This window comes from Methanomassiliicoccales archaeon (assembly GCA_035527755.1).
In the GTDB taxonomy this organism is placed as follows: Archaea; Thermoplasmatota; Thermoplasmata; order Methanomassiliicoccales; family UBA472; genus UBA472.
Window position 1 is genome coordinate 15,566 of the sequence record DATKZX010000026.1, and the last position, 14,148, is coordinate 29,713.

The following is a 14,148-nucleotide window of genomic DNA, read 5'->3' on the forward strand; positions in this document are numbered from 1 at the left end:
TGTCCGCACTGGATGCGAAGGACAAGGCAAGGTTTCGCTCACTGGTCATCGACACCAATGTCCTAGTAATATCAATTAAAGGTGATCAAGAATGGAACTAATGGATTTCCTGACGGTGCTCCTGCTGACTTTCAGCCTGTTCATGCTACTTGCTGGAGTTTTTACGGCGTATTTCGGAAGCGGTAAGAGCAGGATGATCGGCGTCGTCTTATTGGTGGTTGGTTTGATCGTAGGTCTGGTCTGGGGTTACCTAGCGGGTTTCACCGACCAGATCATAGTAAACCTTTCTGACGTTATCTGGGGTGCCTTCGTGAACATCCTAGCTGCGCTGATCGGTGCATTGGTCGCGGTGGGCGTGTTCCTGCTGGCCATAATGAAGAGCTGAACAGCTCTTCCCCTTCACCATCATTACCTCCTCGGGAGGCAAATCCTTTTTTATTTGAACTCTGTCAGTGGCCATAATGCCTGCGGTACTCATCATTCTCGGGAGCAAGAGCGACGTGGAAGTAGGCCGGAAGGCCCTGGACCTTTTGAAACGCTTCGGTGCGGAGGCTAAGATGGTCGTAGCATCCGCTCACCGTACTCCGGACCGGGTCAAGGACCTGGTCACACAGAGCGAGGCGGACGTCTTCATCGCCGTGGCCGGTATGGCCGCGGCACTACCTGGCTCGGTGGCATCGTTCACCACCCGTCCGGTCATCGGCGTACCGATCTCCGGAAAATTGGGGATCGATTCCATACTCTCCATCGTTCAGATGCCCCCTGGCATACCTGTGGCCTGCGTGGGTCTCGATCGCGGAGACAACGCCGCGCTACTAGCTTTGTCCATCCTCGCTCTTCACGATCAAAGGCTGGCCAAGGAGCTTGTCAGCTACCGCAAGGAGATGGCCGATATGGTGGAGAACGATTCTAAAGAGGTGCAAGCCTGATGTTCGATCCCAAGTCGTTCGTGGAAGAGAAGATAGATGAGCTGATGACGAAGATCCCCGAAAAGGCCATCATAGCCTGCTCTGGCGGTGTAGACAGCACCGTAGCGGCGGTATTGGTCGACCGAGCCATAGGTCAGCGTCTGCTGACCGTTTACGTGGACACCGGACTGATGCGAAAGGGCGAGACCGATTACGTCCGCGGCATGTTCGATAAGCTAGGCGTGCACTACAAACTGGTGGACGCCCGGGATGAGTTCTTTGACTCCCTCGTGGGAGTGACCGATCCAGAGAAGAAGAGGAAGATCATCGGCGAACGGTTCATACGCGTGTTCGAGCGGGAGGCCAAGATATTCGGTGCAAAATATCTGGTCCAGGGGACCATCGCCCCGGATTGGATCGAGAGCGGGGACGACCTGCGAGACACCATAAAAAGTCATCATAACGTCGGTGGTCTGCCCAAGGATATGGCGCTCACACTGGTGGAACCGCTTTGGGACCTATACAAGGACGAGGTACGTCTGGTCGCACGCTATCTGGGTGTGGAGGTCTCCGAAAGGCAACCCTTCCCCGGGCCAGCTCTGGCCATAAGGGTGATGGGCGAGTCTAGCCGCGAATCCGTAGACGTGGTGCGAGACGCATGCGCCATCGTGGAGGACGAGCTAGAGAAGGCGGCCGATCAAGGAAAAATGGTCCTCCCCTGGCAGTACTTCGCCGTGCTGCTGCCGGTACAGTCGGTCGGAGTGCAAGGTGACAGGCGTGCCTATGGCCGCACGATCGCCATACGCTCGGTGGAGTCGATCGACGGCATGACCGCCGCGTTCTCGCGCATTCCCTACGATGTGCTCGAACGCATCTCCCTGCGCATCACCAACGAGATGAAGGCCAATATCAACCGGGTAGTGTACGATGTGACCCACAAGCCCCCGGCCACCATAGAATGGGAATGATCAGTCCAAAAGACCGTCCAGCTCTTCCCAGCCGTCCACGGTATCATCTGGTACGATATCATCGTCCGGTTGGAAATAGCCAGATCTCTTTAGGACCGCCCTCATTCCCACCCCTTTCGCTCCTTTCACGTCCGCCTGCAGCGAGTTGCCCACGTACATCGACAATTCCCGCTCCGCTCCTAGGTTGAAAAGCGACATCTTGAACATCTTGGGGTGTGGTTTGCGCAGTCCCACGTCGCTGGAGAATATCATATCGTCGAAGAAACGGTCCAGGTGGAAATGACGTATGTCCCGTAGTGGGAACTCGGAAGGCAATCCCCAGGCCACATCAGATATCAATCCGATGGCGTAACCCTTATCCCTGACCCGTTCCAGCATCTCGATGGTGCCGGGGATCAGACATCGATCCTCTTGGAGGGCGGTATAGAACAGCTCCAGGCCATCATGGATTAGATCTTCATCGACCTGACAGCCTGCTGAGCCCATGATGTCATACAATACCTCTTCCAAAGGGATCTCCAACAGGTCCCTGACCTTTCTCTCCCGGTTACGTTCCAGGGTGACCAGGACCGACCTGCGGAACTCCGTTTCCTGGACCTGAGATCCCGCTTCCATCACCAGTTTGTAGAGGCGGCTGACCGTTCGCTCCTCTGGACCGGTCCAATCGTGATAATAGTCGATCAGGGTGTGTCCAAGGTCGAAGATAACGGCTTTCATATGGGATGTGATTCACCGCACCGAGGATATAATCGTTTCCTGAGCCCCTTCCACCAGTCCGACCAATCCCTTTATACCTCTCATCGATAATCCTGACACGATGCGGGTCTACGTTATCGATAACGGGGGGCAGTGGACGCACAGGGAATGGCGTGTCTTGAAATACCTCCAGGTGGAGACCAGGATCGTACCGAACAGCACTCCCTTTGAGAAACTGGCAGAGGTGGACGCCCTGGTATTGTCCGGGGGCGCTCCGGACGTAGCATCCGAGGCCGGCCGCATGGGGAACAACGGCGAGTACCTGGACAAGGCCGACTTCCCGATCCTGGGCATCTGCGCCGGCATGCATCTCATGGCCACTCATTTTGGCGGCACCACCGGGCCGGCCATTCGGGCGGAGTTCGGGCGTACCCATCTGTATGTCGATGAGCCGGACCATCTCTTCTCCGGGCTGCCTAAGGAGTTCGACGTATGGGAGTCCCACAATGACGAGGTGAAGGTCGTTCCCGAGGGGTTCCAGGTATTGGCTCGCTCAGACACCTGCCTGGTGGAGGCCATGCGTTCTTTGAATAGGCCGTTGTACGCGCTGCAGTTCCATCCCGAGGTCGAGAACACCGATTTCGGCATGGATATTTTCCGTAACTTCCTCAAGGTGGTCGAGGACTGGTCTAAATGAAGGCAGAGAGCTGGTGTGCTCTGGCCACAGCTCTGAAGAAGCGGCGAAGGGACGACTCCCTGGAGCGGGCGGTCGGCCGAGAGGTCCGAAAGGTCGAACTCTCCTATCAGGATTATATGGAGATCATGGAAATGGTGCGCGCTCATGCCCGTAAGCATAAGCTCGATGATTGGGAGTCGGCCCAGCAGATCTCAAAGGAGCAAGAGGAACAATAGGGCCGCAAGTACGGCCACCGCCACCATCAAAACGATGATGGCCGTACTTCGGTCAGTGCCGAACATTATGGGGATGGGCCCTATGAACAGGACTCCTCCGGCCGAGGGCCTATCGCGCCCCTCTTCCACCTTGAGGCTGGCACGAGGGAGCAAGTTCGATAGAAGTACGATAAAGGCGGCGAAGGCCAAGAGCAAGGACGCCGCTCCCCACCAACCGTCCGCGCGCAGAACTGGTACGATCAGGAAGAGATAGAGTTCCAGCTCCCCCTTTCCCTCCGCCACCCCACCCAGGACAACGGCTGCCGCGGCCAAGGCGATGAGCATCACCCAACCCTGTTTTCGCTCCACGCACTTCCATCGTTCCATACCCTTTTTTAGTTACTCATTCGTAATTATTATCATGATCCTACCCCGACCCCGGGTGGTCATCAGCCGTTGCATAGAGTTCGAAGCCTGCCGTTACGACGGTGCCAAGATACCCAGTTTGTTCGTTCTAAAGCTCATGCCATATGTGGATCTTTTCCCGGTATGCATGGAGGCCGACATCGGTCTGGGCGTTCCCCGGGACCCCGTTCGCATCGTGCGTAAAGATGGAGCGGACCATCTTATCCAACCAGCCACCGGACGGGACGTGACCGAGGAGGCGGTGCACTTCACCCATGACCACCTTTCCAAGCTGAAGAACATTGACGGGTTCATTCTCAAGGGGCGGTCACCCTCCTGTGGCATAAAGGACGTCAGGGTCTATCCGCCAGGGGAGGAGAAGGCCCCCATCACCAGCAAGGGCACCGGTATGTTCGCCAGGAATGTAATGGAGGACTTTTCGCACCTGGCCGTGGAAGACGAGTCCCGCCTGCTCAACGAACGTATCGCGGACCATTTCCTCACCAGGATATTCACCTTCGCCCGCTTCCGGAGGTCTCGGGAGACCGGGAGGTCCAGGGACCTCATGGATTTCCATACCAGACACAAACTGTTGCTCATGGGGTACCATCAAGAGGCTTTGCGACGCATGGGGAGGATCGTCGCTTCCAACACATCCATGGTAGAACGTTTCCAGCAGTATTCTGAGGAGCTTTACACCGCCTTGCGTCGTCCACCTCGTTGCCGTTCATGGAACAACGTCCTTATGCACGCCATGGGATATTTTTCCGACCATCTTCAACCCAAGGAGAAAGCGCATTTCCTGCAAATGCTGGAATGGTATGGGGAGGGCAAGGTGCCCCTGACCGCCCCGATGCTCCTGGTGAGGGCCTGGGCCCTTCACTATGACGATCCGTACCTGCAGGAACAGGTGTTCTTTGAACCGTATCCATTGGAGTTCATGAAACTGATGGGAAACGATTCCTGTACCGGGCGGGAACTTTGGGAGGGCGTCCGATAACCTATTTATTCCCAGGGGCATTTCCCCCGCACAGGATTTTATGACGACCTTGTCTACGGTGCTGAAGGACATACTCGAGTCCAGGAAATTCCTGGTCGATCAGAGCGGCCCCTTCGTAAATGGGAGAAAGGAGGGTGTCGAGCTACACTTCTTCCCTTACGCCCGGCACTCACCGGCAGCCTTGGAGGAGTTCCAGAAGGCCGTTCCCGGGTTAAACGGAAAGGTCATATTGGCGGCCCTGGTGCCCTTGGCCGAAAGCACATTGGCCAACATCCCTTCCGACGTCGTCATCTGGGACCGCGAGGCCATCGAGCATGAGGTCGGACGGACTAGGATCGAAGCCATGGTGGGAGAGGAGGACCATGGCCTGATCGACGATCTTTACGCCGATGATTTCCCACCGGTGATGAAGGCGGAGAACATGGAGGAAGATCAGGAGGAGCGCATCGCCCCGATGCAGATCGGCCTTCAGGCCGTCGTGGAACTCTCCGCCAAGACGGTGAGCGGGTTCAGCCACCGGTTGGAGCTGATACCTCATTTCCTTTTCAGTTACAACGCACCGCTGTACGTGGGGGAGGGGCGCATAGGCAGCAAGGAAGGCATACTGGCCGTGAACGCTCTGACCAATGCGGTAGAGCCCTGGGAAGAAATTCCGGCAACGGTGACCAAACTGGAACAGGGATACAAACGCCTGGAACCGGTCTTGGACGAGGAAGAGGCCAGCGCTTTAGTGCGGGTGGCGGTGGAGAAGGAACACACGCACGAGAGGGACATGGTGAAGGAGAACGGGCAGGTCACCATGACCGAAAGGGTGGTGGTCCATCCCCGTTTGGACCAAGGGTCGGTAAAACGGATGGGCATGATCTACGTACCCATTTGGTGCGTCGAAGGAACCAAAGGGGTCATGATAATCAACGCCAGCACCGGTAAGGTGCTCAGCGAGGATTATTTCCGGGACATTTGCTGATAGCATCCAAACGTCGCCGTATGTTCTTCCAATGGGCTCCCTGCCAGTATATCTTTCCACATATCCGGCATCGGAAAAATGCGTCGTATCCTTTCCAGGTGCCCTCCGCCACCTCATTCTGAACGGTGCTCTTGTCCACCGTCTGCAGTTCACCATTGCACGCAGTGCACCTCCTGAGGTCCGGCTGCAGGCGTAATCCAAGCCGGTTCTCCAGCCACATGAGCTGGGAGTTCAGGTCCGTCATGGTGATGAGAACTCCCCTGTCCCCGGCCCTCTCCGCCAATTGACGGTCGCGCGTAAGGAGCAGACGATCGTTCCCTTGAAGCAGGGAGAGCATCTCTCTGTCCGAAGCGTCCCGTACGTATTCGGCATCGTATCCCAGGAGGCGCAGCCACCGAGACAAAGAGCCGAGCATGCCGTCTAGCAGGAACGATGGATCAGTCATCCTTAACGACCTCGTAGGTCAAGTGCACCCCCCCGCCCAATCTTTCGACCGAGATCAGTCGCATAGGTATCTGCTCTCCAGGACGGAAACCGCCCCCGTCCACCGGTGAGGGGGCCTCCCTTCCCCCAATGATATAATCGCCTATGTAGACGGAATACAGGTCGACCATACCGGCCTGGAAGAACGAGAATATGGTCTCCCCGCCCCCCTCCACCAACAAGGTGGAAACGCCCCTTTCTTCCAGCACCTGCAGCAAGGCCGGCAGATCGATCCGTCCCTTTCCCAGACGGGCCGTTTCCGCTCCAGGATATTGGCGGATGCATTCCTCGCAGGTCACCATCAGGGTACGGGCCCGCTGGTCCAGCACCAAGGAGGTCCCCGGCACCCTACCCCGGGGGTCCAGCACCACTCGGAGGGGCTGCTTGTCATACGGCATCCCCTTCACCGACAAGTGGGGGTCGTCGGCCAGAATGGTGCCCGCGCCTACTAGGATGGCCTGACATTCCGAGCGTACTCGTCGCACTCTGTCCATATCCTCCGGTGAGGAGATCCTCAGCTGCCTCCTCTCGGTGCCAGCGATCTTGCCGTCCGGCGACATGGCGCAATTGACGATCACCCTGGGTCTCATGACCGAGATAACGACGAGCATCATCATAATGATGATGGGGCGGAGATTAATAGGACCAAATCGATATCGGCCACGATGAATGATTTCGACATCATCGAGCTGAAGAGGTCCAATTTGAAAGGGGCTACGGTCATCGAAGGCTTCTCCAGCATAGGTTTAGTGGGATCCATCACCGCTAACTACCTGGTCAACCTGCTGGACCTGGACCTGGTGGCCATTATCGATTCACCATATCTTCCGTCGGTTTCCATCGTGCGTGACGGCGTCCCCTACTCACCAGTACGGGTATACTCAGGTACAATTGGTGAGAAAGGTAGCGATAAGATCGTGGTCATCGTCTCCGAGTTCGAACCGCCGCAGGAGATACTCAAACCTCTTGCCTGGGCCATCATGGACTGGGTGGAGTACAAGCGTTGCCGCATGGTAATCTCCCCTGAAGGCTTGGCCAACAAGGCCGGCGAGGGGGTAGATGACATCTTGGGTCCGCAGACCGAGGAGACGGTCGATTTCAAGGTGTTCGCCGTAGCTTCCACGCCCAGGGCGAGAAAGATGCTGATCAAGAACGATATCCCCATCTTCGAGAACGGGGTGGTGGTCGGCCTGGCAGGAGTGCTTTTGAACGAAGGGGTCAACCGTAACTTCGATGTGGTCTCCATACTCTCTGAAGCGCATTCCGATTACCCCGATGCCCGGGCGGCCGCAGCGGCCACCGAGGCCATCGACAAGTTGTTATTACACACCCAGCTGGATACCAAGCCCCTGCTGGAAGAGGCCGCGCTGATAGAGGAGACCCTGAAGGAGATCAAGAAAAAGACCGGAGAGAGCGAAGAGCTGGCCAAGAAGCGCTCCATCATGTACGGTTGATCACTTCTATGAGATAGGGGGAACCTTCCCCTATCCGAAGGTCGATCGGAACGAACTGAGGAACGAGCCACATCTGTGTTCGCAGATGGCCACTGATCTCTCGGACCGTGAAGCACGAACCCTCATTGGCCATGGCCATGAACGGTAGAAGCTGGTCGGCGGTATGCACGTCCAAGATGCCTCCGCCCTCCATCTCCTCCATTAATCCAGCGGCCGCTACCCGGCCGACCCTCTCGGCGGCCACCCCCTGTTCTCCCAACGAATTCCATCCTAGCACGGTGTTCTCATACTCCGCCGCCAAGGCCACTCCGGCCCCGGTGGAGGCACCGGAGGAGACGTTAAGGGTGATATCAAGGTCAACACCTGGAAGCCCCGTTCGTGCCCCCTGCATCAGGCGCTCTCCCACCTTTGCAGGCAGGTTCTGGACGAAGGCCGTTCCTAGGACGCGACGCAGTTCCCCACGCTGCTGAGGACCGAACCCGCCTATTTTACCTCCGCTCACCTTAAGATGCACCGCCCCGCCCCCCTGTGGATAGAATCCGCGCCTTTTCGCGTTCATCTCCAATCGGGCGCCCATCAAACGCAGTATCGGAAAAAGGACCTGGGCGTAATGGTCGATGGGCGGAGACCAGCGCACATCGGTCCCTCCGATCAGTTCCAGCTCGGTCTCGATGGGAGAGACGACCAGAGCTGGCAGGACCGTCTGCATAAGGAGCGTGAGGGAACCAGCGGTCCCTATATCAAATCGATAACGACCGCCGCGCATCTGGCCGGGATGGAATTCCAGAGAATCCGATCCTATTTGATCACCAGTGACCTCTGCGGAGGATATTTCATTCATCAACCGAATTCCAGCCAGATGTTGTGGTCTCAATCCCGGGTCGTCGCGTCCAGCACGTATATTTTCCATACGGAACCCTTTTCCGGTGAGCACCGAGAGGGAGAGGGCAGTACGCAGGACCTGTCCGCCACCTTCACCATGAGATCCGTCCAGCTCTATCATGCGGTTCTCCGATGCTTGCGTGCTGCCATCACCTTCCAGAGCTCATTGAACGCCATGGCGCACAGGGACATGGGCAATAGGATGAGCCATTCTTCCCAACCCAACGCGACAGTACGGAAAGCATCGCTAAGTCCAGGGACGTATACCACCGACAGCTGCAACAGTGCCGATACGATGACAGCGAGGATCAGCTTCATGTTGGTGAAGACCCCGATCTGACGAATTGTCTGCCTCTCCGAACGGGCTGAGAGGGCGTAGAACAGCTGGGAGAACACCATGGTGCAGAAGGCAACGGTCCGGGCGTGAACCACCGCACTTTCCTTGCCGAGGCTTTCGAGCGCCCCCTGGAACTCCAGTTGGAACGCCAATATCGAGGCCACTGCCAGGATACCGCCAACGGCCAATATGCGAATGGCGTTGCTGCGGTTTACTGGCGGCTCCTTAGGGTCGTTAGGCGGGCGGTCCATGATGTTGGACGGGGTCGGGTCGATGCCCAGGGCCAAGGCCGGGAAACCGTCCGTCACCAGGTTCATCCACAATAAATGGATGGGTAACAGGAATGGCAGGAACAGAGGGTCGACGAACAACAGGCTGGCGGCGAACATGGCCGCCACCTCGCCGGAGTTGCAGGACAGCAGGAAGGTGACGAACTTCTTGATGTTGTCGTAGACACCGCGCCCCTCCTCCACCGCATTGACGATGGAAGCAAAGTTATCGTCCATCAGGATCATCTGCGACGCTTCCTTGGAGACGTCCGTGCCAGTGATGCCCATGGCCACCCCGATGTCGGCCTTCTTCAGCGCCGGGGCATCATTGACCCCGTCACCGGTCATGGCCACGATCTCCCCCTGGTTCTGCAACATTTCCACGATGCGAACCTTATGCTCAGGCGCTACTCTGGCGAAGACGTTAACGCTTTTAAGTAGTCCGGACAATTCCGCATCCGAGGCTGTATCCAGCATCTTTCCGTTGATGACCTGGTCCTTACCCGGTTCGGCGATGCCCATCTCCATGGCTATGGCCCTGGCGGTCAGTTCGTGGTCCCCGGTGATCATTATGACGCGTATGCCGGCGGTGTGGCATTTCTTGATGGCCACGATCGCCTCCTTTCGTGGGGCATCGATCATGCCCACCAGGCCTAGCAGGGTGAAGTCCTTCTCTATAGAAACTTCATCAAGAACATCATCTGTGACATCACGCATGGCGATGGCCAAGACCCTCAAAGCTCGATCGGCCATCTCATTGTTCTTTGCCTGAACAGCTTCTGCCATCTGCGGGGTGATGTCCACGGTACGGTCGCCCATCCGTCGCCTGGTGCACAATGGCACCACGCGTTCGGCCGCTCCCTTCATGAAAGCCAACTTCCTCCCGTCGACCTCGTGTACTGTGGTCATGCGTTTCTTGACCGAATCAAAGGATATCTCGAAGATACGGGGGCTGTTCTTGGCCAACTGTTCCACTTCGATACCCGCTTTGCGGGCAGTGACGACGAGGGTGCCTTCCGTTGGGTCCCCTCGCACCTTCCACTTGCCCTCCTCTTGGTAAAGGGAGGAATCATTGCACAGGGCGCCGGCCACCAGCAGCATGGAGAGGTCCTCCCTCTCCGCGGCGTTCAGCAGATCCCCCTGGGCCATGAAATGTCCATCGGGCTCGAAACCTTCTCCAGTGACATTGATGATGTCGTCCATGTAGATCTCGCGGATGTTCATCTCGCCCTTGGTCAGGGTACCGGTCTTGTCTGTGCAGATGACAGTGGCGCTACCTAGTGATTCGACCGCTGGCAGTTTTCTCATGACCGCCTTTCTTTTGGCCATGCGTTGCAATCCCAATGCTAACGAGATGGTCACGATGGCCGGCAGACCTTCGGGAATTGCCGCCACAGCCAGACTGACCGAGGTGAGGAACATCTCCTCCACCGGAACACCTCTCATGATCCCCACGGTGAAGATGAATATACAAACACCCAGGATACCGATGCCCAGCTGCTTACCCAGTTTGTCCAGCTTCTTCTGCAGCGGAGTGCTCTCGTCGTTGGTCTGAACCATCGTAGCGATCCGGCCAAGCTGAGTTTGCATTCCGGTGGAGGTCACGACCGCCCTCCCCCGTCCATGGTCCACGTTGCAACCGGAGAAGACCATATTGGTCCTCTCCGCCAGGAAGACCTCTGGGCTGAGGATGTCTCCCGTCCGCTTGTTCACCGGCAGCGACTCCCCGGTCAAAGAGGCCTCGTTGGTCTTGAGGTTGACCGTCTCCAGTAAACGTGCATCGGCCGAGACCCGGTCCCCCGCTGCAAGTAATACGATGTCCCCTGGTACCAGGTCCTTGGAGGGCACGCTTTCCTCTCTCCCCTCCCGGATGACATTGGCCCTGGGGGCGGCCATGTCCTTCAATGCCTGCATGGTCTTCTCGGCCCGGTAGGTCTGCAGAAATCCCAACGTGGCGTTGATTATGACGATGACCAAGATTACCCCCGCGTCCAACCACTCCTCGGTGGACCCATTGACGGTAGCGATGGCGCCGGAGATGATGGCGGCGAAGATCAAAATGATCACCATGAAGTCCTTGAACTGGTCCAGGAAGATCTTGAGGGGGGAAATCCTACGGCCTTCGCTCAGCTCGTTGGGACCATATTTCTCAAGTCTCCTAGCCACCTCTTCGACCGATAGTCCCTGAGCGCTACTGCCCAAGGTTTTCAAGGTCTCCTCACCGCTCATGGCATGGAAATCGCTCGCCATTATTGACCCATATCTAAACCCTCGTCCAATTAATTAAATACGACGCTCGCCAAGAAACGTGAGTGCCACGGCGACTCTACAAATGTGGGCAATTATTAATAGCCAGTATTACTATCGAGAAACGGGATGCACTAGGGACCGCGCTCTTGAGGCGGGCCCCTCGACCACTGGATGGTATGCCTCCATCTAAGGGAGGTTGGCACGTCCAGAATGCATGGCCGTATTCGTCCGGGTATGCACGATGATAGCCATTGACAACGTGATGTTTGAGGTCGGTATCATAATGCTGGTCTCCTTTATCGGAGCAGCATTGGCTACGAAGGCCAAACAGAGCGTCATACTCGGTTACATACTGGCAGGAATGCTCATCGGGCCTTACATGTATTTTGAGGTGGGCGGTTTCGTCTATGAGGGGCTTATAAAGGACACCACTTTCATCCAATTCCTATCCAGCATGGGTCTGACCCTGCTGATGTTCTTCGTGGGGCTGGGGTTCTCCATTTCCAAGTTGCAGAAGACCAGAGCCCCGGCGATCATACTGGCGCTGATAGATGTCGGAATAGGCATGTTCCTAGGCATACTCATCGGCTTCTCCCTGGGCTGGCCCATCATTGACACGGTATTCCTGGCAGGGGTCATATCCATGAGTTCGGTGGCCATAACCGGGAAGGCCTTGCAAGAGATGAAGCGCATAAATACCCCGGAGACGGAGTACTTGCTAGGCATGGTCGTCGTGGAGAGCTTCCTCTCCATGGTGCTTCTGACCATCGCTGGAGGACTGATGTTCAAAAGCGATGTCGGTGGGCAGATGACCATGACCCGTCTCATCGTCGGTATATTGGCCTTCTACGGTTTCTTCATCTTTTTGGCCATCGTGGTCATTCCTAGGGTGGTGAACTACTTCCACAGCATCAAGAGCAACGAGATGTTCGTGCTGTTCGCCCTGGGGTTAGTGTTCCTGTCCGCTGCTTTGGCCGAGGTCTCGGGCGTACCGGCCATCATAGGGGCGTTCTTCCTGGGCATGGTGTTTGCCGAGACCAAGCTTGTGGAACGCATCGAAGACCGCATCACCCCTTTCAGGGACGCTCTAGTGGCGGTTTTCTTCGTATCCTTTGGAATGCTCATCGACCTGCGTATGCTGGGCAGCATCATCCCCCTGTTGTTGATCGCTGTGCCGGTAGTGCTGTTCTACGAGGTCATAGTACTGAGCGTGGTATCCTATCTTTTAGGATTCACCAGTAAGTCCTCGATATTCATGAGCACATCGGTGACCGGACGCGGGGCGGAGTCCGTCATGTACGCCAGCGTAGGTAGTAATTCCCCGGCGTTGATCAAGGGGGCGGAGCTGAACCCTTTCGCAGGGGCCTTTTGCTTCGTCATGAGCGTAATTTCCCCCGGAATGATGAAGGGGAGCTTGCGGTTGACCCGATGGCTCGCCCGGATCACCCCCAAATTTCTGAGGTATGGCGGTTCTTTGATGAACCGCACCATGAGCAAGATCATACTGCCAGTACCACTTAAGCTGTTCCAGAGGACCCGCCGCCTGGAGGTGCTTGTGATGCTATACTTCGTGGCCTTGGTGGCGGTGATGGTCCTGTCGTTCCCGTATAATATGGCGCTGTTCGTCATCGGAGGGGCGCTGGTAGTGATCACATATAGCATGCTAGAGGGCGATCTGTTCCTCGTCGTCCGCATGACCAACTACGACAATCTCGGAGTGGTGACCCGCGATCCTGGCAATATCAGCCGCTTCATCGCCGGATTCATAAGCCTGAGCTTGGTGACGATCCTCTCCCTTGCCTTCATCTTTCCCCTGTGGTGGCCATCTTCTTTCGTCGTCCTTCTGGCCTACTTCATCATCGTCATGATGATGACCCACAGTGTCTACAATCTCACTAGGACGCCATCCTTTAACTTGACATCAAAACCGGTCGAACGTCGTCAGGGGCGCAAGAAAAAGGAGAAGATGCCTGCCCCGAAGTTCAATCCCCCGGTGGTCAGGGACGATCCCGGTTGGGGCACTGAACCGGCTCCCGGCCGGAATCTGGATATCCCTGAAAAGGTATCGATCGACGAGATCGGTAAGAAGGACGATTCGAAGTGGAAGAACCTTTGATTCGAACATCCAATTCGTAATTATTACCGCATCGGAAAAAGGCGTTCTAACCCCTTCCATATCTCATAAAAACTAATGAAGTGCGGGCACCGGGATTCGAACCCGAGTTCGAAGCTTGGGAAGCTCCAGTCCTAACCACTAGACTATGCCCGCCTGATGGCTACTACATCGCCGGCCGATTTTTATAGTTTATCACCCGGTGCCTGACGACATATCGGACATCACTTGTTAGCATCTCTCAACAGGTTCTCCAGTTCGGAGACGATCCTATAGATCATGGTGCGCCCGTGCATGGGGATGTTCGGGTCGTTCGCCAGATCATCCAACTTCCCTACGACTCCAGCAACCTTTACGTCCATAGCCTCGGTCGTCTGGCTCAACCGGCTCTTGGCCTCGGTGGCCCCTCTCCTGATATTCCTGGGAACGGAGGTATCCTCCGACAACTGATCCAATACGTCGATTATCTGATTGAGTTTTGTTTTGGCATCATATTCCATACAATCACCATCCTATTGACATCAT

Annotated in this window: 16 protein-coding genes and 1 tRNA gene; 9 read left to right on the forward strand and 8 right to left on the reverse strand. The window is 56.4% G+C overall.

The window, feature by feature from the left end:
- Positions 1 to 91: 91 nt before the first annotated feature.
- From VMW85_08530 to guaA, 3 genes are all read left to right on the forward strand, one after another.
- Entirely contained in the window at positions 92 to 385 is a 294-nt protein-coding gene (locus tag VMW85_08530) for a hypothetical protein (GenBank protein HUT28075.1), read from the forward strand.
- A gap of 76 nt (positions 386 to 461) precedes the next feature.
- Positions 462 to 929 carry a 5-(carboxyamino)imidazole ribonucleotide mutase gene (purE, locus tag VMW85_08535; GenBank protein ID HUT28076.1) on the forward strand — a complete coding sequence of 156 codons (468 nt, stop codon included), beginning with the start codon at positions 462 to 464 and terminating at the stop codon, positions 927 to 929.
- A complete protein-coding gene (gene guaA, locus VMW85_08540; protein ID HUT28077.1) occupies positions 929 to 1,876 on the forward strand; it encodes a glutamine-hydrolyzing GMP synthase in 948 nt (315 codons plus the stop codon). Before purE ends, guaA begins: the two co-directional genes overlap by 1 nt.
- Here guaA and VMW85_08545 read toward each other — a convergent pair whose 3' ends face one another.
- Complete coding sequence (locus VMW85_08545; protein HUT28078.1) at positions 1,877 to 2,593, reverse strand: HAD family hydrolase; 717 nt, start codon at positions 2,591 to 2,593, stop codon at positions 1,877 to 1,879.
- 100 nt (positions 2,594 to 2,693) lie between these two features.
- Between VMW85_08545 and VMW85_08550 the strand changes: the two genes are divergently transcribed.
- Together VMW85_08550 and VMW85_08555 are read left to right on the forward strand one after the other, a co-directional pair.
- Positions 2,694 to 3,269 carry a GMP synthase subunit A gene (locus VMW85_08550; protein ID HUT28079.1) on the forward strand — a complete coding sequence of 192 codons (576 nt, stop codon included), beginning with the start codon at positions 2,694 to 2,696 and terminating at the stop codon, positions 3,267 to 3,269.
- Positions 3,266 to 3,484 carry a hypothetical protein gene (locus VMW85_08555; protein HUT28080.1) on the forward strand — a complete coding sequence of 73 codons (219 nt, stop codon included), beginning with the start codon at positions 3,266 to 3,268 and terminating at the stop codon, positions 3,482 to 3,484. The genes VMW85_08550 and VMW85_08555 overlap by 4 nt, the downstream gene beginning before the upstream one ends.
- On the opposite strand, the gene VMW85_08560 is transcribed toward VMW85_08555, so the two are convergent.
- Positions 3,461 to 3,850 (reverse strand): DUF131 domain-containing protein, encoded by a 390-nt coding sequence (locus VMW85_08560; GenBank protein ID HUT28081.1) that lies wholly within the window; start codon positions 3,848 to 3,850, stop codon positions 3,461 to 3,463. The two genes, VMW85_08555 and VMW85_08560, sit on opposite strands and share 24 nt — an antisense overlap.
- 34 nt (positions 3,851 to 3,884) lie before the next feature.
- Here VMW85_08560 and VMW85_08565 point away from each other — a divergent pair, with 34 nt between their 5' ends.
- Positions 3,885 to 4,868: a DUF523 and DUF1722 domain-containing protein gene (locus VMW85_08565; GenBank protein HUT28082.1), complete on the forward strand. Its 984-nt coding sequence runs from the start codon at positions 3,885 to 3,887 to the stop codon at positions 4,866 to 4,868.
- Between the two features lie 40 nt (positions 4,869 to 4,908).
- Positions 4,909 to 5,835, forward strand: coding sequence for a hypothetical protein (locus VMW85_08570; GenBank protein HUT28083.1), 927 nt, complete (start codon positions 4,909 to 4,911; stop codon positions 5,833 to 5,835).
- Here VMW85_08570 and VMW85_08575 read toward each other — a convergent pair.
- Both VMW85_08575 and VMW85_08580 read right to left on the reverse strand, forming a co-directional pair.
- On the reverse strand, positions 5,804 to 6,280 hold the full coding sequence (locus VMW85_08575; protein HUT28084.1) for a Mut7-C RNAse domain-containing protein: 477 nt from the start codon (positions 6,278 to 6,280) through the stop codon (positions 5,804 to 5,806). The genes VMW85_08570 and VMW85_08575 overlap by 32 nt on opposite strands.
- Entirely contained in the window at positions 6,273 to 6,935 is a 663-nt protein-coding gene (locus VMW85_08580) for a 2,5-diamino-6-(ribosylamino)-4(3H)-pyrimidinone 5'-phosphate reductase (GenBank protein HUT28085.1), read from the reverse strand. The genes VMW85_08575 and VMW85_08580 overlap by 8 nt, the downstream gene beginning before the upstream one ends.
- A gap of 48 nt (positions 6,936 to 6,983) precedes the next feature.
- Here VMW85_08580 and VMW85_08585 point away from each other — a divergent pair, with 48 nt between their 5' ends.
- A complete protein-coding gene (locus VMW85_08585; GenBank protein HUT28086.1) occupies positions 6,984 to 7,772 on the forward strand; it encodes a PAC2 family protein in 789 nt (262 codons plus the stop codon).
- Here the strand turns inward: VMW85_08585 and rtcA are convergent.
- A complete protein-coding gene (gene rtcA, locus VMW85_08590; GenBank protein HUT28087.1) occupies positions 7,759 to 8,775 on the reverse strand; it encodes an RNA 3'-terminal phosphate cyclase in 1,017 nt (338 codons plus the stop codon). The two genes, VMW85_08585 and rtcA, sit on opposite strands and share 14 nt — an antisense overlap.
- Positions 8,772 to 11,510: a cation-translocating P-type ATPase gene (locus VMW85_08595; protein ID HUT28088.1), complete on the reverse strand. Its 2,739-nt coding sequence runs from the start codon at positions 11,508 to 11,510 to the stop codon at positions 8,772 to 8,774. Before VMW85_08595 ends, rtcA begins: the two co-directional genes overlap by 4 nt.
- A 241-nt stretch (positions 11,511 to 11,751) precedes the next feature.
- Here VMW85_08595 and VMW85_08600 point away from each other — a divergent pair, with 241 nt between their 5' ends.
- Positions 11,752 to 13,626, forward strand: a complete 1,875-nt coding sequence (locus VMW85_08600) for a cation:proton antiporter (GenBank protein ID HUT28089.1) — start codon at positions 11,752 to 11,754, stop codon at positions 13,624 to 13,626.
- Positions 13,627 to 13,707: 81 nt separating this feature from the next.
- On the opposite strand, the gene VMW85_08605 is transcribed toward VMW85_08600, so the two are convergent.
- Positions 13,708 to 13,779 (reverse strand) — tRNA-Gly (locus tag VMW85_08605).
- A gap of 68 nt (positions 13,780 to 13,847) precedes the next feature.
- Positions 13,848 to 14,123 (reverse strand): UPF0147 family protein, encoded by a 276-nt coding sequence (locus tag VMW85_08610; GenBank protein HUT28090.1) that lies wholly within the window; start codon positions 14,121 to 14,123, stop codon positions 13,848 to 13,850.
- Positions 14,124 to 14,148: the final 25 nt, after the last annotated feature.

Coding starts and splice junctions, on each gene's coding strand:
- VMW85_08565 (HUT28082.1), top strand. CDS start 3,885: ATGATCCTACCCCGACCCCGGGTGGTCATCAGCCGTTGCATAGAGTTC.
- VMW85_08555 (HUT28080.1), top strand. CDS start 3,266: ATGAAGGCAGAGAGCTGGTGTGCTCTGGCCACAGCTCTGAAGAAGCGG.
- VMW85_08545 (HUT28078.1), bottom strand. CDS start 2,593: ATGAAAGCCGTTATCTTCGACCTTGGACACACCCTGATCGACTATTAT.
- VMW85_08580 (HUT28085.1), bottom strand. CDS start 6,935: ATGATGATGCTCGTCGTTATCTCGGTCATGAGACCCAGGGTGATCGTC.
- VMW85_08570 (HUT28083.1), top strand. CDS start 4,909: ATGACGACCTTGTCTACGGTGCTGAAGGACATACTCGAGTCCAGGAAA.
- VMW85_08595 (HUT28088.1), bottom strand. CDS start 11,510: ATGGCGAGCGATTTCCATGCCATGAGCGGTGAGGAGACCTTGAAAACC.
- VMW85_08610 (HUT28090.1), bottom strand. CDS start 14,123: ATGGAATATGATGCCAAAACAAAACTCAATCAGATAATCGACGTATTG.
- VMW85_08600 (HUT28089.1), top strand. CDS start 11,752: ATGATAGCCATTGACAACGTGATGTTTGAGGTCGGTATCATAATGCTG.
- VMW85_08585 (HUT28086.1), top strand. CDS start 6,984: ATGAATGATTTCGACATCATCGAGCTGAAGAGGTCCAATTTGAAAGGG.
- guaA (HUT28077.1), top strand. CDS start 929: ATGTTCGATCCCAAGTCGTTCGTGGAAGAGAAGATAGATGAGCTGATG.
- rtcA (HUT28087.1), bottom strand. CDS start 8,775: ATGATAGAGCTGGACGGATCTCATGGTGAAGGTGGCGGACAGGTCCTG.
- VMW85_08550 (HUT28079.1), top strand. CDS start 2,694: ATGCGGGTCTACGTTATCGATAACGGGGGGCAGTGGACGCACAGGGAA.
- purE (HUT28076.1), top strand. CDS start 462: ATGCCTGCGGTACTCATCATTCTCGGGAGCAAGAGCGACGTGGAAGTA.
- VMW85_08530 (HUT28075.1), top strand. CDS start 92: ATGGAACTAATGGATTTCCTGACGGTGCTCCTGCTGACTTTCAGCCTG.
- VMW85_08560 (HUT28081.1), bottom strand. CDS start 3,850: ATGGAACGATGGAAGTGCGTGGAGCGAAAACAGGGTTGGGTGATGCTC.
- VMW85_08575 (HUT28084.1), bottom strand. CDS start 6,280: ATGACTGATCCATCGTTCCTGCTAGACGGCATGCTCGGCTCTTTGTCT.